16 protein-coding genes are annotated in these 20,415 nt (G+C 63.6%); 13 read left to right on the top strand and 3 right to left on the bottom strand.

Annotated features, from left to right (window positions below):
• Complete coding sequence (tssB, locus tag HU731_RS15395) at positions 1 to 507, bottom strand: type VI secretion system contractile sheath small subunit (RefSeq protein ID WP_003195557.1); 507 nt, start codon at positions 505 to 507, stop codon at positions 1 to 3.
• A 54-nt stretch (positions 508 to 561) separates the two neighbouring features.
• Positions 562 to 1,581 (bottom strand): type VI secretion system protein TssA, encoded by a 1,020-nt coding sequence (tssA, locus tag HU731_RS15390; RefSeq protein ID WP_047712087.1) that lies wholly within the window; start codon positions 1,579 to 1,581, stop codon positions 562 to 564.
• A gap of 393 nt (positions 1,582 to 1,974) precedes the next feature.
• Here tssA and tagH point away from each other — a divergent pair, with 393 nt between their 5' ends.
• The 13 genes from tagH to HU731_RS15325 all read left to right on the top strand — a co-directional run bounded on the left by tagH (position 1,975) and on the right by HU731_RS15325 (position 19,461).
• Positions 1,975 to 3,303 carry a type VI secretion system-associated FHA domain protein TagH gene (gene tagH, locus HU731_RS15385; protein ID WP_186607079.1) on the top strand — a complete coding sequence of 443 codons (1,329 nt, stop codon included), beginning with the start codon at positions 1,975 to 1,977 and terminating at the stop codon, positions 3,301 to 3,303.
• 57 nt (positions 3,304 to 3,360) lie between these two features.
• Positions 3,361 to 3,870: a type VI secretion system lipoprotein TssJ gene (gene tssJ / locus HU731_RS15380; protein ID WP_186607078.1), complete on the top strand. Its 510-nt coding sequence runs from the start codon at positions 3,361 to 3,363 to the stop codon at positions 3,868 to 3,870.
• Positions 3,871 to 3,888: 18 nt separating this feature from the next.
• On the top strand, positions 3,889 to 5,223 hold the full coding sequence (gene tssK, locus HU731_RS15375) for a type VI secretion system baseplate subunit TssK (RefSeq protein ID WP_186607077.1): 1,335 nt from the start codon (positions 3,889 to 3,891) through the stop codon (positions 5,221 to 5,223).
• Between the two features lie 6 nt (positions 5,224 to 5,229).
• Complete coding sequence (locus tag HU731_RS15370; protein ID WP_186607076.1) at positions 5,230 to 6,519, top strand: DotU family type VI secretion system protein; 1,290 nt, start codon at positions 5,230 to 5,232, stop codon at positions 6,517 to 6,519.
• Entirely contained in the window at positions 6,516 to 10,016 is a 3,501-nt protein-coding gene (gene tssM, locus HU731_RS15365; RefSeq protein WP_186607075.1) for a type VI secretion system membrane subunit TssM, read from the top strand. The genes HU731_RS15370 and tssM overlap by 4 nt, the downstream gene beginning before the upstream one ends.
• Complete coding sequence (tagF, locus tag HU731_RS15360) at positions 10,013 to 10,666, top strand: type VI secretion system-associated protein TagF (protein ID WP_186607074.1); 654 nt, start codon at positions 10,013 to 10,015, stop codon at positions 10,664 to 10,666. The genes tssM and tagF overlap by 4 nt, the downstream gene beginning before the upstream one ends.
• The gene (locus HU731_RS15355) at positions 10,667 to 11,386 is read left to right on the top strand and encodes a PP2C family protein-serine/threonine phosphatase (protein ID WP_186607073.1); all 720 of its coding nucleotides are present in this window, start codon (positions 10,667 to 10,669) and stop codon (positions 11,384 to 11,386) included.
• Positions 11,383 to 14,361 (top strand): serine/threonine-protein kinase, encoded by a 2,979-nt coding sequence (locus tag HU731_RS15350; protein ID WP_186607072.1) that lies wholly within the window; start codon positions 11,383 to 11,385, stop codon positions 14,359 to 14,361. Before HU731_RS15355 ends, HU731_RS15350 begins: the two co-directional genes overlap by 4 nt.
• Entirely contained in the window at positions 14,361 to 15,065 is a 705-nt protein-coding gene (locus HU731_RS15345; protein WP_044269903.1) for an ABC transporter ATP-binding protein, read from the top strand. The genes HU731_RS15350 and HU731_RS15345 overlap by 1 nt, the downstream gene beginning before the upstream one ends.
• Positions 15,065 to 16,249, top strand: a complete 1,185-nt coding sequence (locus tag HU731_RS15340; RefSeq protein WP_186607071.1) for an FtsX-like permease family protein — start codon at positions 15,065 to 15,067, stop codon at positions 16,247 to 16,249. The genes HU731_RS15345 and HU731_RS15340 overlap by 1 nt, the downstream gene beginning before the upstream one ends.
• Positions 16,242 to 17,954, top strand: coding sequence for a formylglycine-generating enzyme family protein (locus HU731_RS15335; protein ID WP_186607070.1), 1,713 nt, complete (start codon positions 16,242 to 16,244; stop codon positions 17,952 to 17,954). The genes HU731_RS15340 and HU731_RS15335 overlap by 8 nt, the downstream gene beginning before the upstream one ends.
• An 84-nt stretch (positions 17,955 to 18,038) precedes the next feature.
• Positions 18,039 to 18,968: a type VI secretion system-associated lipoprotein TagQ gene (tagQ, locus tag HU731_RS15330; protein ID WP_186607069.1), complete on the top strand. Its 930-nt coding sequence runs from the start codon at positions 18,039 to 18,041 to the stop codon at positions 18,966 to 18,968.
• A 124-nt stretch (positions 18,969 to 19,092) separates the two neighbouring features.
• Positions 19,093 to 19,461, top strand: a complete 369-nt coding sequence (locus HU731_RS15325) for a helicase (RefSeq protein ID WP_186607068.1) — start codon at positions 19,093 to 19,095, stop codon at positions 19,459 to 19,461.
• Between the two features lie 298 nt (positions 19,462 to 19,759).
• On the opposite strand, the gene HU731_RS15320 is transcribed toward HU731_RS15325, so the two are convergent.
• Entirely contained in the window at positions 19,760 to 20,002 is a 243-nt protein-coding gene (locus HU731_RS15320) for a DUF6124 family protein (protein WP_034134062.1), read from the bottom strand.
• Between the last annotated feature and the right edge of the window lie 413 nt (positions 20,003 to 20,415).

Raw genomic sequence — 20,415 nt, 5'->3', positions numbered from 1 at the left:
TTACTGCTCCCCTGCAGGCTTGGGCGCGCTGGCAAGTGCCTGAAGCAATGCCGGGTCCTTGATCGCCTTCATGATGATTTCTTCAGCGCCGGTCTTGCCGTCCATGTAGGTCAGCAGGTTGGCCAATTGGGTGCGGGCTTCGAGCAGTTGGTTCAGGGAGTCGACCTTGCGGGCCACGGCGGCCGGGCTGAAGTCGTCCATGCTTTCGAAGGTGATGTCCAGGCTCAGGTTGCCTTCGCCTGTCAACTCGTTGGGTACGTGGAACGCGACGCGTGGCTGCATGGCCTTGAGGCGTGAGTCGAAGTTGTCGACGTCCACTTCAAGGAACTTGCGGTCGGCCACGGGTGCCAGCGGCTCGGCAGGCTTGCCGGCGAGGTCGGCCATCACGCCCATTACGAAGGGCAGCTGGACCTTTTTCTCGGCGCCGTAAAGCTCGACGTCGTACTCGATCTGCACTCGAGGCGCACGGTTGCGCGCGATGAATTTCTGAGAACTTTGCTTCGCCACGTTGCTGCTCCTGGTCGCTTGAGCGACGGTGTTGTTACTGCACGGTCCGGCGGCTTACTCGCTGTCGGGGCCGCGCAGGTTTTCAAATTGGGACATGCCATCGGGAATCAGATTGCGCACGATGGCCGCAAAGTCGGCATGTACCAGATTCTTGGCTCGGTTCAACAACACCGGCAGCGGGCTCGAAGGCTCGTGACGGGTGTAGTACGCGAGGATTTTGTCGAGGCTGCGCAGCACATCGTCGCGAGTGGCGATGTCGCCAGAAGGGCGAGGGGCTGCGGGCGCGGCGGCGTAATCGACCGAGGGGGCATTGTCTTCACTGACGGCCTCGGGATCGCTGCTGCTGTCGGTGCCTGGCACCGCTTGGTTGAGCAGTTGCAGGGCCTGTTTGAGCGGCTGCTTCAAGGCGCTGAGGTCCACGCCCTGGGCGGAACCGACCTGGTCATTGACCTGTTGCTCAATGGCCTCGCACGCCGCACGCGCCGCGCTCAAGGCATCACGGGTGGCTTGCAGTTGTTCGGGGTCGCTGTCCAGGAACGCGGCGTTGAGTTGCTGGTTGCCCAACTGCTCATCGGCAAAACTCTGCAGGCCGCTGGCGTTGAGCGCTGCGCGCAGGGTCACGGGCCCGAAGGTGCGCGAGCGTGTGAGGATGCTTTCGCGCAGCAGGCGAATATTGGTCTCGCAGGTCAGGCCGGTAAGGGCGTTGATGCGCACGGTAGGGTCGTTGTCATCGTCGGCATCCAGGCGCGGGTGCAGTTCGGCCCAGTATTGGCGCAACAAGGCGTCGATCAGCGTGAGGACTTCGGCCAGCCCGGCCACACCCTGGAGGGCGAGGGTGCTTTGCAGCAGAAAGTGGGTGATGCGCAGGTCTTTGCTGCGTTGCAACAGGTCGAGGCTTTGCTGCTGGATGCTGCGCCACTCGGGCGGCTCAGCGGGCAGGATCGAGTCGCCCATGCTGCGTTCGGGTTGGCCCTTGGCATCACGTTCCAACTGCAGAAATTGCGCGTCATATTCCATGTCCTCGCCACAGGGCGACGTCGCGGAAACGGCGGTGAGCAGCAACGGCACATCCACTGAATTCGATCTCCTTATCGGCCCGCTGGACGGCGGGCAATGCATGCACTAGTTGCGTAATGAACTTTGCATGTTTTCTTGGTCATATACTCAGCGTGCCACTACTGCGCCATCACTGATGTTCAAGAAGTTGTGCATTTTTGGTGTAGTACTTATGGCTTGTCAAGGTAAGCTATTCGCCCTCTGTGACAGATGTGCGGTGTTTAACAACCTGCGCGACTGGCGGGTCGAAAGGCGCGCCCAGAGCGGATTTTTGTCATGGAAGCCAGTTAAGATCAGCGATCATGCTGGTAAAAGCAGATTTTGGCGGTCGTTTTTACGACAGGACGGGACTTTCCAGGGCGGCGCTGCCTCCTGGGTAGGCCGCGCGCGACGTATCAGCAAGGAGGCAAGATGTCGCTGTGTTTGACTATCACTAGTTATCACAAGATCACCCCTGGGCAATGCCCCGAAAAGTCCATGGATCAGGGCGTGATGGCTATTGGCCGCAGTTCTGACAATGACTGGGTATTGCCCGACCCTGAGCGTCTCGTCTCTTCGCAACATTGCGTTATTCAATACAAAGATGGCCGTTACTACTTAACCGATAACAGCACCAATGGTGTGGAATTGGTCAAGGCGGGTATTCGTATGCGTCGGGGTAACAGCGAGCCGTTGCAAGACGGTGAGTTGATCCGCATCGGCGATTACGAGATCCAGGCGCGCATCGACTTCAACGTGCAGGCCATCGACAGCCAGCCATTTGCCAGTGACTCACCCAACAGCTTTGAAGCGCTGATGGGCGCCGTGGCGAGCCAGCCTGCGCCCACGCCGATGATTGCCCCGCAATTCCAGGGCGCCTCGGCCATGGAAACCCTGCCCGACCTGTTCGACTTCCTCAGCCCCACCGCCGTGCCGCCGCCCACCGTGGCGGACCATGTGCCGTCCGAGCAGCACGATTTTCGCCCCCCGGCTCCAGTGGTCGTACCGGCGCCCGAAAAGCCGCCGGTGCAAGGCTCGGTGATTCCCGAAGACTGGGACCTGTTCGGCGACGCGCCCGCACCTGTGGTCAATGCTGCGCCCGCCCCAGACCCGGTCATCCCGCCGCCACCCGTGGTCGAGCCTGTTGCGCTCCCCGTGGCCAATGCCGAGCCACAACCGGACCTCCTGCAAGCCTTCCTGCGCGGTGCGGGCCTGGACCAGTTGCGGCTGGACAAAGCCGACGCCTGCGCGCAGATGGAAAGCATCGGCCGCAGCTACCGGTTGATGGTCGAGGGCTTGATCGACGTATTGCGTGCGCGTGCCAGCCTCAAGGGCGAGTTCCGCATGCAGCAGACGATGATCCGCCCCGCCGAAAACAACCCGTTGAAATTCGCCCCGAATGCCGATGAGGCGTTACTGCTGTTACTGCGTCATGGCAACCAGGCGTTCATGGCCCCGGACCTCGCCGTACGTGACAGTTTCGACGACCTGCGCGCCCACCAGTTGGCCGTGATGGCTGGCGTGGAAGCGGCGATCAAGCACCTGCTCACGCGCTTTGAACCGGCGCAATTGAAGGAGCGCATGGGCAAACCCGGCGGCCTCTCCAGTCTGTTCAACGGTTCGCGCCAGGCCCAGTACTGGCAGCAGTTCACCGAGCTCTACAGCAACATTTCCCGCGAGGCCCAGGACGATTTCCAGGACCTGTTCGGTCGCGAATTCAGCCGGGCCTACGAAGAACACAGTGCACGACAGCGACGCTGAAAACGCCTCGCACCAATGGATAAAACGGATAGCTAAATACGTCATTGAGGACGCAGGATGATTCCCAGGTTTTTACTCGCAGCCGCCACCGCGCTGCTGCTGACGGCGTGTGCCAACGACACTGCCAAACCCCAGGCGGCTGCCGAGGCCGAAGCTGACACGGCCGCCGTTGAGCTGCATTTTCACGCGATTGCCGGGCTTAACCCCGGTGCCAACGGCCAGGCCGCGCCGGTGCGGGTGCGCATTTTCGAATTGAAAAACGCCGCGACCTTTTCACGCTCCGACTACTTCGCCCTCGCGGACCGCGCGCAATCCACCCTCGGCCTGGACCTGCTGGACCAGGACGAAGTGATGGTGCAGCCCGGCCAACAACTGAGCGTGCAGCGCGACCTCGACCCCTCCACGCGCCAGATCGGCTTGCTGGTGGGCTACCGCGAGTTGGACCGTGCGCAATGGCGCACGGTCATCAACGTGCCGCCGCGCCAATACAGCGAATACCAGATCAGCCTCGACGTGCATGCCGTGCGCGCCGACGTCGTGGCTTCCCCATCCAGCCCAGCCCAATAACAAGCAATCGGAGCCCCCATGTCCTGGAACAATCGCGTGGTCTGGTCGGAAGGCATGTTCATCGGAACGCAGCACTTCCAGCAGCATGACCGTTACCTGGAAAACCTGATCGACGCCCGCAGCCGCCCGTTGTCGGCGGGTGCCTGGGGGTTCTCCGAGCTGCTGATCGACCAGGGCCTGCTGGCCCAGGGCAAGCTGGCGATCGTATCGGCTCGCGGCCTGCTGCCCGATGGCACGCCGTTCAATATTCCCCAGGATGACCTGGCGCCGAGCCCGTTGAACATCGACGACAACCTGCGCGACGGCCTGGTGTACCTGGCCCTGCCGCTCAAGCGCGCCGGCGCCCGTGACACGGTGGACGAGGGTGAAGCCCTGGAAGCCGCGCGCTACGTGAGCCAGGTGCGCGAAGTGCGCGACGACAACGCCCCGTTCGAAAACCGCGCACCGGTGGCCGTGGGCTCGCGGGCATTGCGCCTGCTGACAGCGCAGGATGGCATCAGCGACTACGCCGCCATCGGCCTGGTGCGCATCAAGGAAAAGCGCGCCGACCGCGCGTTGGTGCTCGATGAGACCTATATTCCGCCGGTGCTGGACGTGGCCGCGAGCAAACCGCTGACGGCCTTTCGCAGCGAACTGCTGGGCCTGTTGCACCAGCGTGGCGAAGCGCTGGCCGGTCGCGTGGTGGCCTCGGGCGCCGGTGGTGCCTCGGAGATCGCCGACTTCATGCTGCTGCAACTGGTCAACCGCGCACAGCCGCTGATCCAGCACTTCAGCCAGTTGAGCCCGTTGCACCCGGAGCGCTTCTTCAGCGAACTGGTCAGCCTGGCCGGTGAATTTTCCACCTTCTCAACCTCCGGCCGTCGCCCCCAGGAATACCCGCAGTACCAGCACGACGACCTGGCCCTGAGCTTCATGCCGGTGATGGCGGCCCTGCGTGAGGCGCTGTCGATGTTGATCGACAGCAAGGCCACGCCCATCCCGATTGTGGAGAAAGCCTACGGCATCCATGTGGCGATGTTGGCCGACAAGACCCTGCTCGACAACGCCAGTTTCATCCTCGTGGTACGCGCCGATGTGCCCGGCGAAACCCTGCGTGCGCGTTTCGGCCAGCAGAGCAAGGTCGGCTCGGTGGAGCACATCCGCGACATGGTCAACCTGCAACTGCCGGGCATCGGCCTGCTGCCGTTGCCGGTGGCGCCGCGCCAATTGCCTTACCACGCCGGCAGCACCTACTACGAGCTGGACCGTGGCAGCGAGCACTGGCAGCAGCTGAACAATTCCGGCGGTTTCGCCTTCCATATCGCCGGGCAGTTCCCGGGCTTGAACCTGGCCTTCTGGGCGATCCGAGGATAATTGGCGATGCATCCCAATGATGATGACCGCACCCAGTTCATGCCGCGCCCGGGTGGCCGAGAGCCTGCACCCGCGCGTGCCGAACCTGCGCCGCTGTCGATGCCGGCTGCGCCGATCCTCACCGGCAAGAGCCAGGGCCTCAACCCGCTGGAAAGTGCCGCCGGCCCGTTGCTGGCGTTGTTGACGCGGTTGCGCAACACCATCGCCCATCCCGCGCCAGCCAGCCTGCGTGCGCAGTTGCTGGCGTACCTGCGCCAGTTCGAAGAGCGCGCCGAAGCCGCCGGTGTGGCACGCAATGAAGTGCTGTTGGCCCGTTACGCGCTGTGCACTGCCTTGGATGAGGCGGTGCTGAGCACGCCGTGGGGCAGCACCAGTGACTGGGGTAAGCAGAGCCTGCTGATTACCGTGCACAACGAAGCCTGGGGTGGTGAAAAGGTTTTCCAGTTGCTTGACCACTGCCTGCAAAGCCCACGAGAACGCCTGTACCTGCTGGAGCTGTTGTACCTGTGCATGTGCTTGGGTTTTGAAGGTCGCTACCGCGTGATGACCGACGGGCGCAGCCAGCTGGAAGCCTTGCGCGAGCGCACCGCTGGCGCGATTCGCAGCGCCCGTGGCGAACACGAGCGTGAGCTGTCGCCGCACTGGCGTGGTGTGACCGTGGCCCGTGATCGCCTGGCGCAATTCATGCCGCCATGGATAGCCGTGGCGATTGGCTTGGCGCTGCTGTTGGCGTTGCTGTTCGGCCTGCGCATGAAGCTGGCCTCGGACGCCGAGCCGGTGTTCAAGAATGTTCATGCCCTGGGCGAGATCCCGGTGCAGGCCATCGACCGTCCGGTGGCGCAGCCCAAAGTGATTGAGCGCCCGCGCCTGGCCGGGTTCCTGGCCGATGACATCAAGGCCGGCCGCGTGGCGGTGGAAGACAAGGTTGACCGCTCTGTCGTGACCATTCGTGGCGATGAGCTGTTCGCCTCGGCCAGCTCCAGCATCGTCGATGACTACCAGCCGCTGATGCTGCGCATCGCCGACGCCATCCGCAAGGTCAAGGGCCAGGTGCGTGTCACCGGGCACAGCGACAACCGCCCGATTGCCACGTTGCGCTTCCCGTCCAACTGGGCGTTGTCCGAAGCCCGGGCCAAGTCGGTGCTGGAAATTCTCGCGGCCAAGACCGGCCAGGCCGAGCGCTTCAGTGCTGAAGGCCGCAGCGACACCGAGCCGCTGGCCACCAACAGCACTGCTGAAGGCCGTGCCCGCAATCGTCGGGTTGAAATCACCGTATTGGCGGAGGGCGTCGAGTGAAGGCGTTTTTCAGTTTCATGATTCGCTGGGTGATCCCCGTGCTGGGCCTGATTGCCCTGAGCCTGATCATCTGGTTTGTTGGCCCGCTGCTGGACGTGCTGGTGCCCGAAGGGCGCCGTTGGGCGCTGATCGTGCTGGTGTTTGCGCTGTGGGTGGCCTACCGCGTGTTCCGCATTATCCAGGCCCGTCGCCAGGCCGCCGAAGTGATGCGCAGCCTGGCCGCAGAAACCCCGGTCGACCCCAACAGCGTTGCGACCGCCGAAGAGCTGTCCACGCTGCGCCAGCGCATGGACGAAGCCCTGGCACTGCTGAAAAAGGCCAAGCTGGGCGGCGATGAGCGCCGCAACCTCTACGAGCTGCCGTGGTACGTGATCATCGGCCCGCCGGGCTCGGGCAAGACCACCGCGCTGGTCAATTCCGGGCTGCATTTCCCGCTGGCGGCGCAATTGGGCGCTGGTGCGGTGCGGGGCGTGGGGGGCACGCGCAATTGCGACTGGTGGTTTACCGACCAGGCCGTATTGCTCGACACCGCTGGCCGCTATACCACCCAAGACAGTAACTCCACGGTGGATAAAGCCGCCTGGCTGGGTTTTCTCGACCTGCTGAAAAAGCAGCGTTCGCGCCGGCCTATCGACGGTGCGTTTATCGCCATCAGCCTCTCGGATCTGCTGCTGGGCACCGACGCCGAGCGCGCAGCCCATGCCGCCGCGATTCGCCTGCGCATCCAGGAGCTGTATACGCAGCTGGGCGTGCGTTTCCCTATCTACCTGATGCTCACCAAGCTCGACCTGGTGCCGGGCTTCATGGAGTTCTTCGACAACCTGAGCAAGGAAGAGCGCGCCCAGGTGTGGGGCATGACCTTTGCCCTGGACGACGGCAAAAACAGCGACAGCCCGCTGGCGCACCTGCAAAGCGAATTCGCCGGCCTGGAGCAGCGCCTCAACGAACGCCTGGTCGAGCGCTTGCAACAGGAGCGCGACCCGGCACGACGCGACCTGATCTACGGCTTCCCGCAGCAGTTCGGCGCGTTGAAAGATTGCCTGCAAAGCTTCCTCGAAGGCGTGTTCAAACCCAATGCCTTTGAAGAGCGCGTGTTGCTGCGTGGCGTGTACTTCACCAGCGGCACCCAGGAAGGCAGCCCGATTGACCGCCTGATCGGTGCCATGGCCCAGAGCATGAACCTGGACCGCCAGCACCTGGCGCGCCAGAGCGGCACCGGGCGCAGTTACTTCATCGAGAAACTCTTCACCGCCGTGGCCTTTGCCGAGCGCGGCCTGGTGGGGGTGAACCCGAAAGTCGAGCGGCGCCGCAAGTGGGTCGCCCGTGGCGTACTGGCGGCCACCGCCGCCTTGGTGGTGGTGGTCAGCAGCCTGTGGTGGGTGAGCTATCGCGCCAACCAGGCGTATATCGCCCAGGTCGATCAGAAGGTCGTGCCCCTGGGCCAGACCGTCCAGAACCTGAGCCCTGCACAACGGGAAGTGCTCGCCGTGCTGCCGTTGCTTAACGCGGTGAAGAACCTGGCAGGGGATTCGCCGAGCTGGTCCGAAGGGCTGGGGCTGTACCAGGGCGATATGCTCGAAGCCGAGTCCGCCAGCGTGTACCGCAAACTCTTGATCGCCGTGTTCGCGCCACGCCTGGTGACGCGTATCGAAGAGCAACTGCACGGCGGCGGCAACTCAGACTTTCTCTATGAGGGCCTCAAGGCTTACCTGATGCTCGCCGACACCGAGCATTACGACCCGGACTTCATCAAGGCCTGGATCGCCCTGGACTGGGACCGCAACTTGCCCCGTGACCTGCCGGCCGACCAGCGCCAGGCCCTGGCCGGGCACTTGCAGGCGCTGTTCGAACGCCACCCGCCGAGCGCACGCCTGGACCCACGGCTGATCGACGACCTGCGTCGCCAATTGCAGCAATTGCCGGTAGCCCAGCGCGTGTACGACCGCGTCAAGCGCCAGAAACTGCCCGAAGGTATCCCGGACTTTCGTCTCAATGAGGCCGCCGGTCGCGATGCCGCACTGGTGTTCAGCCGCAAGAGCGGCAAGCCGTTAGGCGAGCCGTTGAGTGGTTTCTTTACTGCCAAGGGCTATCGCCAGGCGTTTTTGCTCAGCAGCCTGAACCAGACCGGCACCCTGGCCGAAGAGCAATGGGTGCTGGGCCATGAACAGGCCGACCAGCAGAACGTGGTGAGCCTGGCCGCCGACGTGCGCCGCTTGTACTTCCAGGATTACCAGCGCCAGTGGGACGCGTTGCTCGCCGACATCGACTTTGTGCCGATCACCAGCGTGGCACAGGCCGCCGATGTGCTGCGGGTGATTTCCGGTCCCACCTCGCCGCTGAAAAAACTGTTGGTGGCGGTCGCCAGGGAAACCGACCTGCAAGCCGAAGAACGCCAACTGGCCGCCAAAGGCGTGCCGGTGGAAGGCGGCGTGGACAAGCTCAAGGAGCGCCTCGGCAGCTTGCTGGGCGAGGCGCAACCGACGGCGAATGCCCCGGCGCCGGCGGATGATCCGGTGACCGCACACTTTGCCGAACTCAACAGCATCGTCAGCAAAAACGAAGGCGAACCGGCGGCCATCGACGGCCTGCTGTCGGACATGAATGCGCTGTATGTGCAGGTCAGCGCCATGGTCGGTGCCAGCGGCGATGCCTTGCTCGGCGAGGCCAAGAACCAGGCGGCGGCTGCGGCCACGCGGGTCAGCCTGAACGCCGAGCGCCAGCCGCCGCTGGTGCAGGGCATGGTCAAGTCGGTGGTCAATTCCACCACCAACAGCATGATGGGCGGGGTGCGTAACCAACTGAACGCAGCCTGGGTCAGTGAAGTGGTCAATGTGTATCGCCAGTCATTGGCCGGGCGTTACCCGATGTCGCCGGGCAGTGCGCGGGACGCCACCCTGGATGACTTCGGCCAGTTCTTCGGTGTGGGCGGGGTGATGGACAACTACTTCCGCAAATACCTGCAACCCTATGTGGACACGTCGGCGCAGACCTGGCGCTGGCAACCGGGGGCGGCGCAGAGGCTGGGGATTGCCCCTGGCGTGCTGCAAACCTTCCAGCGTGCGGCGACGATTCGGGACGCGTTCTTCCGCTCCGGTGGCACCCAGCCCATCGTGCGTTTTGAGCTCAAGCCGGTGTCGATGGATCCCACTATCACCCAGTTCCTGCTGGACCTGGACGGCCAGCAACTGAGCTACGACCACGGCCCGAGCCGCCCGGTAGCGATGCAGTGGCCGAACCCCGGCAGCATTGGCGTGGTGCGTATTTCCATCATGCCGCCGTCGGCCAGTGGTCGCTCCGGCATCACCCTGGACGGCCCTTGGGCCTGGTTCCGCCTGCTGGAGCAATCGGACCTCACCGCAGGCAATTCGCCGGACCGTTTCAACCTGCGCCTGCGGGTCGATGGCGCGAGCATCGCCTACGAGTTGCGCGCCAACAGTGCGTTCAACCCGTTCAAGAGCCGCGTGCTCAGCGGCTTCAGCCTGCCGGAGCGGCTATGACGACCCTGGGTTTTTACGGCAAGTTGGCCAGCCGCGGCGACTTTGTCAGCCGCGCCTTGCCCCAGAGTTTTATCGGCCCGTGGGACAGCTGGCTGGCGGCGGGTTTGCTCGCCAGCCAGAACAGCCTCGGCGCTGACTGGCTGAATGCGTACCTGGTCAGCCCGTTGTGGCGCTTTGTGCTGGCGCCGGGCGTGTGCGGGCCGGAAGCGGCGGCGGGTGTGGTGATGCCGAGCATTGACCGGGTCGGGCGGTACTTTCCGCTGGCGGTGGTGACCTTGCTGGATCACGACACCAACCCGGCGTCGCTGGTGGGCGGTTCGGACGCCTGGTTCGAGCAGGCTGAAACCTTGTTGCTCAGCACCCTGGACAGTGGCGCGACCTTCGAAGGCTTCAATGCCGGGCTCGACGAGCTGGGTGTGCCGGCCAGCGAGCCGCGAGCGGTGGACAGCCGTTTTGCCGGCCTGCAACGGGTGGCAGCCACCGTGCCGCACCAGCGTATGACCGCGCTGGCCGAACAGGCGTGCGAGGGCGCAAGCCTGTGGTGGGGGCGAGGTTCGCAGCGTATCTCTCCCGGTTTATTACGGTGCCAGGGCTTGCCTGCCGCCAGCGATTTTGCGCAGTTTTTGCTTGGACAAGAAGGTGTGGTGTAGATGGGCGTGACGTACGAATCCGCGAGCAAAAGCCATGTGGGCATGGTTCGCCAAGTCAACGAAGATGCCTTTCTGGACCTGCCGGACAACCGCCTGTGGGTGGTGGCCGATGGCATGGGCGGGCACGCGGCGGGGGACTATGTCAGCAGCTTGATCGTCGACAGCCTGCGCCATGTGCCGCTGGGCCGCTCCCTGGACGAATACTCGGCGGCGCTGCGCAACGACCTGCTGCGCATCAACGCGGCTGTGCGCGAAGAAACCGCCAACCGTGGCGTGACCATGATGGGCAGCACCGTGGTGGTATTTGCCGCGCGCGGTTTGCGCGGGGTGTGCCTGTGGGCCGGCGACAGCCGCCTGTACCGCCTGCGCGACGGCATGCTGGAAAGCATTTCCCGCGACCACAGCTACGTGCAAGACCTGCAAGACAGCGGCCTGCTCAGCGAAGCCGACGCCCGTACACACCCGCGCTCCAATATCGTCACCCGCGCCATTGGCGTGGAGGCCCAGTTGGACGTCGCTTCAGTGGACCTGTTGATCGCTCCCGGCGACAGCTATTTGCTGTGCAGCGATGGCCTCAACAAAACCGTCGAAGACCACGAAATCCGCGACGTGCTCAGCCATGACGCGCCGGATGAGATCGTGCGCAGCCTGGTGCACCTGGGGCTCAATCGCGGCGCACCAGACAACATCACCACCCTCGTCGTGAAGGTCTCGTCATGAACATTGTCATCCCGGGTTATGACATCGAAGGCGAGATTGGCGAAGGTGCCATGGCCAGCGTGTACCTGGCGACCCAGCGCTCGCTGGAGCGCAAGGTGGCGCTGAAGGTGATGGCGGCAGCGCTGGCAGCCGACCCGAGTTTCTGCGAACGCTTCCTGCGCGAGGGCAAGACCCTGGCGCGCTTGTCGCACCCGCACACGGTGACCATCCATGACATCGGCAACGTCGGTGAGCTGTATTACATGGCCATGGAATACCTGCCCAACGGCACGCTCAAGGAGCGCATTGCCGCTGGGCTGACCCCGGAGCAGGGCGTGACGCTGATCCGCCAGATTGCCTCGGCCCTGGGCTATGCCCATGCCCAAGGGCTGGTGCACCGCGACGTCAAGCCGGCGAACATTCTGTTTCGCGCCGATGGCACGGCCGTGCTGTCGGACTTCGGGATTGCCAAGTCGCTGGATGATCGCACCCAATTCACCCAGGCCGGGTTTGCCGTGGGCACGCCAAGCTACATGAGCCCCGAGCAGGCGCGAGGCCAGGAGATTGATGGCCGCGCCGACCTCTACGCGCTGGGCGTGGTGCTGTATGAAATTCTCGTCGGCAAGCTGCCTTACAACGGCACCGATGCGCTCTCCACCGCGCTGGCGCACCTGACCGAACCCTTGCCGCAATTGCCGGTGCACCATGGGCGCTATCAGGGTGTGCTGCGCAAATTGTTGGCCAAGGACCCGGCGGAACGTTATCCGGATGCGGCAGCGTTGTTGTTGGCGCTGGATCAACTGCCGGCTGATGAATCGGATGCCACGCTGGTACGGCCGCTGCCGATTCCATTGAGCGTTGATCTGGCGGGCATGACCCCTGTCACCATCGACATTCCGACGGATAAACCGCAGCCGCAGCCAATAGTGCGTCAACCGGTGGTCACGCCGACACAGCGAAACGCCCCGTCCGAGCAGCGCCGTGGGCCGGTATTGGCCTTGGCCGCCGTGGCGGTCGCCGTCGCGTTGGCCATTGGTGGCGCCAGCTACTGGTGGTTGAGCGGCGACGATGAACCGGCCCAGCCGCCAGCCGCCGTGGTGCCCAAGGTGACGCCACCGATGGCAGTCGCTGAAGTGGATGGCGGTCAACGCCCGTTGCTGATGGCAGGTAAGAAAACCTTGTTCCAGCGCGTGCTCAGCAAACCTGGCGCCCAGCTTTCAGCGGACGCAGGGAGCCCGCCGGGTAAAGCGCTGCCGGCGTTTTCCGTGCTCTACGTGTACCAGCGCAAGGAAGTGGACGGCAGCCCGTGGGTGCGCGTCGGCGCCGCTACCGATGGTCGCAGCGACGGTTGGCTGCCAGCCTCCCAGGTCAGCGACTGGAAACAAAGCCTGGTGCTCAAGTTCACCGAGCGCTCGGGGCGTGCGCCCGTGATGTTCCTGCGCCAGCCCGGTGAGGTGGAAAAACTACTGGCTGACCCTGCTGCAGCGAAAAGCGCCTTGGCCAAGGCGCAGAACAACCGAGAAGACAACCAGCAAGTCCTGGCCCTGGAACCCACCGCCAGCGCGGTGCCGCAGAACCAGTTCTACCTGTTGCCTATCTTTGATTCCAAAGAGAGCTTCGACGACAACGGCCAGCCGGTGCAGTTGCTCAACGTGGCCTCCATCGACCCAGGCAGCCGCGCCGCGGCCAAACCGTCCAGCCCGACGCTCAGCGCCCATGCCGACGCGTTCCGCACGGCCGTGGTGCTGGTGGTGGACACCACCGTGTCGATGCAGCCCTACATCGACCAGATTCGCGACGTGGTGCACGAGCTGCAAACCCGCATTGCCGAGCGTGGCGAGTTGGACAGCGTCAGCTTCGGCATGGTCGGCTTTCGCAGCAGCATCCAGAAAACCCCGGGCCTTGAGTATGTCGCCAAGACCCTCATTACCCTCGACCAAGGCCGCGATCCGCAACGCTTTCTGGAGATGGCACGCCAGGTCAAAGCGTCGACGGTGTCCAGCCACTCGTTCAACGAAGACGCGTTTGCCGGGGTGATGCAGGCGGTGGACGGCATGGATTGGTCCGGCTACGGCGGGCGCATCATCCTGCTGGTCTCCGATGCCGGCGCGCTGCGCAAGAACGACCCGTTCGCCGCCACCCAGATGAACGAAGCCGAAGTGCGCCAGGCGGCGCTGGGCAAGCAGATCAAGATCTACGCGCTGCACCTGCGCACCGACGCCGGCAAGAAAACCCATGCCGGCGCCGAGAGCCAGTACCGCGTCCTCACGGCCGACGCCAACCCGCAGATCGGCGACCTGTACACGCCAGTGCCAGGCGGCGATGTGCGCAAGCTGGGTGAGCGCGTCGATGAGATCGGCACGGTGTTCGCCAACCTCGTGCATCAGGTGCGCAGCAACACGCCGCAGCCCGTGCCGTTGCTCAGTGCCGCGCCGAGTCTGGCGGACAAGTCCGCCGCCGTCGGCTATGCCATGCACATGGACTTTCTCGGGCGCAAAACCGCAAGCCAGGCGCCGCAACTGGTCAGTGCCTGGACCGCCGACCGCGACCTGACCAACCCGGCGCTGCCGGCGTTCCAGGTGTGCGTGATGCTGACCAAACTGCAACTCAACGACCTGCAACAATCGTTGAAGTTGATCGTGGATGCGGCGCGCAAGACCCAAAGCTCGCCCAAGGATTTCTTCCAGGAAATCGCCAGCGCCTCGGCCTATATGAGCCGCGACCCGCAGGCCCTGCGCAAGGGCGGCAACCTGGCTGACGGCGGCCTGCTCGGTGAATACCTGGAGGGCCTGCCGTACCGCAGCAAGTCGCTGAACATGACCCAGGACCTGTGGTTGTCGTTGAGCGTGGCCGAGCAGGAAGACTTTATCGACGAGCTGGATTCGAAAATCCGCCTGTATGAAACCTTCCATAACGACGTGGCCAACTGGGTCCGTTTCGGCGATGCCGAACCGGGCGATGCGTTGTACCGCGTGCCACTGTCGACGCTGCCGTAATGCTGAACCTGAGCGCGGTGCACAAGAGCCGGGGCGTCGGTAGCCAGCGCTACAGCCTGGTGATCCCGGCATTGCAGCTGGGTGCGGGTGAACAACTGGCGATTGTCGGCCCCAGCGGTTGCGGCAAGAGCACTTTGCTGGACGTGCTGGCGCTGGTGTTGGCGCCGGATCAGGTGGGGCAGTTTGCATTCAACCAACAGGACATCGGCGCGCTGTGGCGTGCTGATCGGCAATCGGCGCTGGCTGCGTTGCGTAGCCAGCATTTGGGCTATGTGCCGCAGACCGGGGGGTTGCTGGGGTTTCTGGATGTGCGCGGCAATATCGCGCTGTCGCGTCAACTGCTGGGCTTGCAGGACGACGGCCGCGTGGCGCGCCTGGCCGAGCAGTTGCAGATCAGCGATCAGTTGGCCAAGCGCCCGGCGGCGTTGTCGGTGGGCCAACGCCAGCGGGTCAGCTGCGCGCGGGCCCTGGCCCATGGGCCGCAACTGGTGCTGGCTGATGAGCCGACGGCGTCCCTGGACCCGCTCAACGCCGAGCGGGTGATGCAGGCGTTGCTGGCCCAGGCCCGCGAACACCGTGCGGCCTGTGTGATCGCCACCCATGACGAACCGCTGGCCCGCGCCAGTGGCTTGCAGGTGCGGCGTATCCGTTGCCAGCGCGATCCAGACGGCGGCGTCACCGCAACCCTCGGGGAGGCGTGCTGATGCGCATCGGCCTGGTTGCCTCGCTTGCGTGGCAGGACTACCGCAACGATGGGTGGCTGTCGGCCTGTTCGATGCTGGCATTGGTGGCGGTTATCGCGCCATTGCTGGTGTTATTCGGGCTGAAATTTGGACTGGTTAGCAGTTTGACCGAACGCTTGGAGACCGACCCCGCCAGCCGTGAAATCATCCCGTTGGGCGGTGGTCGATTCAGCGCGGCGTTTATCGCGCAACTGGGTGAGCGCCGTGATGTTGCGTTTGCTGTGCCGCGCACTCGGCAGATCGCGGCTACGGCGCAGGTGGGCACCTTGACCCTGGAAATGCTGCCGACTGCCGCAGGTGATCCGCTGTTGGCAGGCTTGCCGCTGCCCCACGGCCTGGACCAGATCGTGCTCAGCCATACCGCCGCCGAAAAGCTCGCGGCAAGGCCCGGTGACTGGCTGGAAACCCGCTTTGCGCGGCAAGTGGCGGGGCGCGTCGAGGCCCAGCGCACGCGGTTGCAGGTGCTGGCAGTGTTGCCGCTGGAGGCCTTTGCTCGCGAGGGGCTGTTTGCCGATTTAGCGCTACTGGAGGCGGCAGAAGATTACCGCGATGGCCGTGCGGTACCGGCATTGGGTTGGGCCGGTGAGGCGGCGAGCGTGAGCGAACAGCGTATCTACCCGGCGTTTCGCCTGTATGCGCGCAGCCTCAGTGATGTGGAACCGTTGCGGGTGTATTTCGCCGGGCAGAACCTGTTGGTTTCGACCCAGGCTCACACCATCGCTCAAGTGCAATCGTTGAGCCGCAACCTGTCGATTGTGTTCTGGATCATCGCCGGGCTGGCGTTGGCCGGGGCGTTTGCGGCTATTTTCGCGGGCACCCTGGCGGCGGTGGCGCGCAAGCACCGGGAACTCTCGGTGTTGCGCCTGCTGGGGTTTTCCACCGCCGCGTTGTTGCTGTTTGTGCTGCTGCAAGCGCTGTACAGCGCGGGTTTTGCCGCTGTGCTCAGCGTTGGGCTGTATGGCCTGGCTGAGGCCGCGTTGAACAAGCTTTTTGTGCAGGTGCCGGGCGAGTACGCCAGCCACCTGTTGGCGCGCCATTACGGCCTGGCCCTGGTGGCGGTGCTCGGCGTCAGTGCCGTGGCGGCCGCTTGTGGCGGTTGGCGGGTGGCACGTATCCAGGCTTCTGAAGGAATCAGAGATGTATAAATTACTGGGCGCCTGCGTGGCGCTGAGCCTGGCCTCGATGGCCTGGGCCGATGAGGCAAGTGACAAGCTCGACAACCCCAAGCCGTTGCCGGACGACGTGAGCCTGCCGCTGCCCTGCGAAGGCAACATGGTGTTCCGCTACGCCTACATCCTGGCCCAGGGCACCCTGGATGACCGTGAAATCAGCCTGGGCTACCCCTTTGCCGAAGGCGAGGCGGGTTATCAGCAGTCGTTTATTTCCGGCTACCGCCGCGACTTCATCAACGGCCAGTTCACCCTCAAGGACTTGCCCAAAGACTGGAGCAAGGTCATCGCGCCGCAGATGCCGAAGACCGACGCCAAGACCCCGCTCAAGCCCATGCTGTACTTCATCGGCAAGTACGAAGTGACCGCCCGCCAATACGCCCAGGTGATGGCCCAGGCGCAATCACTGGCCAGCGGTGAACCGGCGCCGGCGTGTGAGGCGCCCACGGGCATGGCCGGGCGTTTGCCCAAGGTGAAACTGTCGCGCTTTGAAGCCGAGCGTTTTTCGGCGGTGTACAGCGCCTGGCTGATGAAATACCACCGCGAACTGCTGCCGGTGAGCGGGCGCGGTGCGTCGGCCGAAGACGGGGGCCTGGGCTTTGTGCGCCTGCCCACCGAAGTGGAGTGGGAGTACGCCGCACGCGGCGGCCAGGCGGTGAGCCGTCAGGACCTGGAAGGCCGCCTGTATCCACGCCGCGCCGAGGGCAGTGAAAGCGATGGCCCGCTGGCCGATTACGCCGTGTTCAACCAAGTGGCCGGCGGCACTGGCCAGGCGGCGCGGTTGATGCCCATCGGCACCAAATTACCTAACCCCATCGGCATGTTCGACGTGATCGGCAACGCTGCGGAAATGGTCCAGGAATCCTTCCAGTTGGTACACGCCGGCCGCCGTCAGGGCACCTACGGCGGTTTTGTGGTCAAGGGCGGCAACTACCTGGAAGGCGAGGGCACGCTGTTCACCGGCATGCGCCGCGAATACCCGCTGTTTGCCGCTGATGGCACCGAGCAAAGCAACGAGACCACCGGCTTTCGCGTGGCGATTGGCGCGTTGTCGGCGCCGCGCTCACGCTACAAGGAATTGTTCGCCCAGTGGCAGAAGGAAGGCCGCCTGGCCTCCCTGACCGACGCCATCGACGACGCCCAGGACCCGACCAAGCGCCTGGACAGCATCATCGCCGCCAGTGTTGACCCCAAGCTGCAAGCCGAGCTGGGCCTGGTCAACGAAGAGCTCAAGCGCAACGTGTCGTTGATCGCCCAGCAACGCGAAGAAGCGGCGGGCAACCTGATCCAGTCGGCGGCGTTGGTGGCCGAGACCATCAGCAACTACAACATCCGCCTGGCCAACCTGCACAAGAGTCGCCAGCAGGCGGTGGACAGCAAGGACGAGGCCAGCACGCAGCTGTTCGATATGGCCATCACCAATGGGCGCAGCGCGTTGGACGGCGCGGTGGCGATTTACATCGACAACCTGGCCACCGGCACGCGCTACACCGATGCGGTGATCCAGGCGCAGTTTCAACGGATCAAGGAAGAGTTGGATCGCAAGCCAGTGCTCGGCAAGAGCCTGGTGACGCGCGCGACACTGTTCGTTCGCCATGTTGGCAACTACCGCAAGCAACAGCGGGCCGACCCGGCAACGATCTTGAAGGAATTGCTCGCAGCGAGCGGTCAGCGGTCTTGATCGTTGGCTGTCTAGCGAGCTTGGAAGGGACTCAGGCGGCGGTGGGCCGTGCTGGGCAAGTCAAACTTAACAGAGATCACATCTATGCTTTTTTCCCGTAAGGCGGTTTCCAAGCGTCACCTGCTGCTGATCGCAGCTGGTTTCAGCACCGTGTTGACTGGTTGCGCTACGTCGCCTGCGTCCAAGGTAGCGTCGAGCACCAAGGTCGAGTACTACCCCAACTGTTACGAGCCGGTGCAGCACCTGCGTGCCACCGATTCGGACATGACCAAGTCGGTCGTCACCGGTGCCGCGATCGGCGCGGCCGGCGGTGCCCTGCTGGGCGCCCTGACCGGCGACAAGGACAGCCGTGGCCGCAATGCCGCAATCGGTGCCGCAGGCGGCGCCCTGGCTGGCGGCGCGGCGGGTTACTACACCGAGCGTCAGAAGCAGATCACCGATGACAACCAGCGCATCGCGTCCTACTCCACCGACTTCAACAAAAGCGCCTCGGACATCGACCGCAGCACCGCCTATGCCAAGGCCTCGCAGCAGTGCTACCAGAGCGCATTCACCAAGCTGGTGGCTGATCGCAAGGCCAAGACTGTCAACGACACCGAAGGCCGCAAGCGCCTGGCGGAAATCGTCGCGGGCCTGAAGGAATCCAATGACCTGATCGTGACGGTCAACGGCAAAGCCAGCGAAGACCTGAACAACTACACCCAGGCCTACGAGAAAGACCTGCAGCAAGTGGGTGTGCAACGTAACGACGTGGTCACGGTTGCTACCGCCGACGCCACCCCTGCCGTTGTCCCAGCCAAAAAAGGCAAGTCGACTGGCAAAGTCGTGACCAAGCGTCCACCGCTGCCGGTTGTCCCAAAAGAAGCGGTAACCACCGAACGTAGCATCCAGACCGTGCAGGCCAAGCAAGCTGAAAGCAAGCAGGTTGCCAGTGCAGGCAAGACCCAGATCGAAGCAACTTGCCGCAATCCAAACCTGGCCGACTGGGCGCCAGTGCCGTGCCCTAACGTTTAAGTACTTGTTGCTATAAGCGTTAAACGCCAACCGATCTGCGCCTAAAGCGCGAGATCGGTGGCGTTCTTTTTGCAAATCGTTACACTGCTGCGGCCACTCCAATAAATACACCGAGGCCGTGTGCATGAAATTTCGTCTTCTCCTGTGGGTGCTGGGCCTGATGATGGGCAAAGCCAGCCGCACCAACCCCGCCTTCCAGCAGCAACTGGGTGACAAAGACCTGGCCTTCCAGCTGCAGACCCTCGACGGCAAAGTTGCCCGTCACTTCATCGTCAAAGACCAGCGCATCACCAGCCGCTCAGGTGTCCACCCGGCGCCGGCCTTCGCGATTGCCTTCAAGGATGCCGCCTACGGCTTTGCCACGATGCAGGCGAAGAACAAGCAACTGGCGTTCATGACGGGGATTCAGGACAAGTCGATTCAGATCAAGGGCAACCCGGCACTGGTGATCTGGTTTCAGGGGCTGACCAAGTATCTGAAGCCGAAGCGGTAGGAGCGAACTTGCTTGCGAAAAACGTCAACGATGACGCGGGGTGCCTGTCGCCCCGCGGTGTTCTCGGGTTTTTCGCGAGCAAGCTCGCTCCTACATTGAGGGGGGTGGTCAGGTAGACCGCGTTGGATTCATCGCAGGCAAGCCAGCTCCCACAGTGGCCGCGTTCCAACTTTGAAATACGGTCAACTGTGGGAGCTGGCTTGCCTGCGATAGCGGTGTAACAGGCGGCAGGTCTATCCCTGGCTGCGCAACAGGCGCACCGCCAGACATACCAGGTTCTCGGGGTATTGCCGTCATCTCACCGGGTTACTTGCCCCGAGACATTGAGTACCCGATCAGCTAGCAACTGTGCCAGTTCGATTAACTGCGCAACGCCCAGCAGCTCCTCTCGTTTTGGTCCTTCAAGGTCAAAGGCCAGATCGCAACTCAGCGCATTGGCCGAGGCCAGTGTTTCGCTGAGGTTGACCAACAGGTCTTCGGTACTGATGCCTGCGGCTACAGTGAACAAGCGGATGGGGGGATTGGGGGTGGGTTTGATCATCGTGAACTTCCTGATTTAAGTGGAGCTGCCACAGATCGCCGCGACGCGATCGGGTGGTAGCTGTACGCAGGTTCGCGGACCGGAATCAGGAAACCGGCATACCCAAAGGTATCCCGCGCACAGCCACCATAACGCCGCACAGTAGACGATAAAAAGGCGTCATCTGAAAGCGGAAATGGCACTTTGCGTCTGATTAAACCGGGCCGCGACGCCCAACCGCTGCGTGTGCAGCGGTGTACGAAGACTAGAGGTCGAGTGTCCTAGGGACAACCTCAAAGCCTTGTAAGACGTTTCTGTTTTTCCCACTACCTAGCCGAACGGACAGTTGTTTGGCTTTGCGCTCGTCAGCAATATCTTCCTTGCGCCATTTCGGCGCCCTTCCCTTTGCATAACAACGCAACTACCGCGTTTGA

The organism is Pseudomonas salmasensis (assembly GCF_014268375.2).
GTDB lineage: Bacteria > Pseudomonadota > Gammaproteobacteria > Pseudomonadales > Pseudomonadaceae > Aquipseudomonas > Aquipseudomonas salmasensis.
Note: the sequence above shows the minus strand (reverse complement) of the source record. Positions and strands in the feature narration are given on the sequence as shown.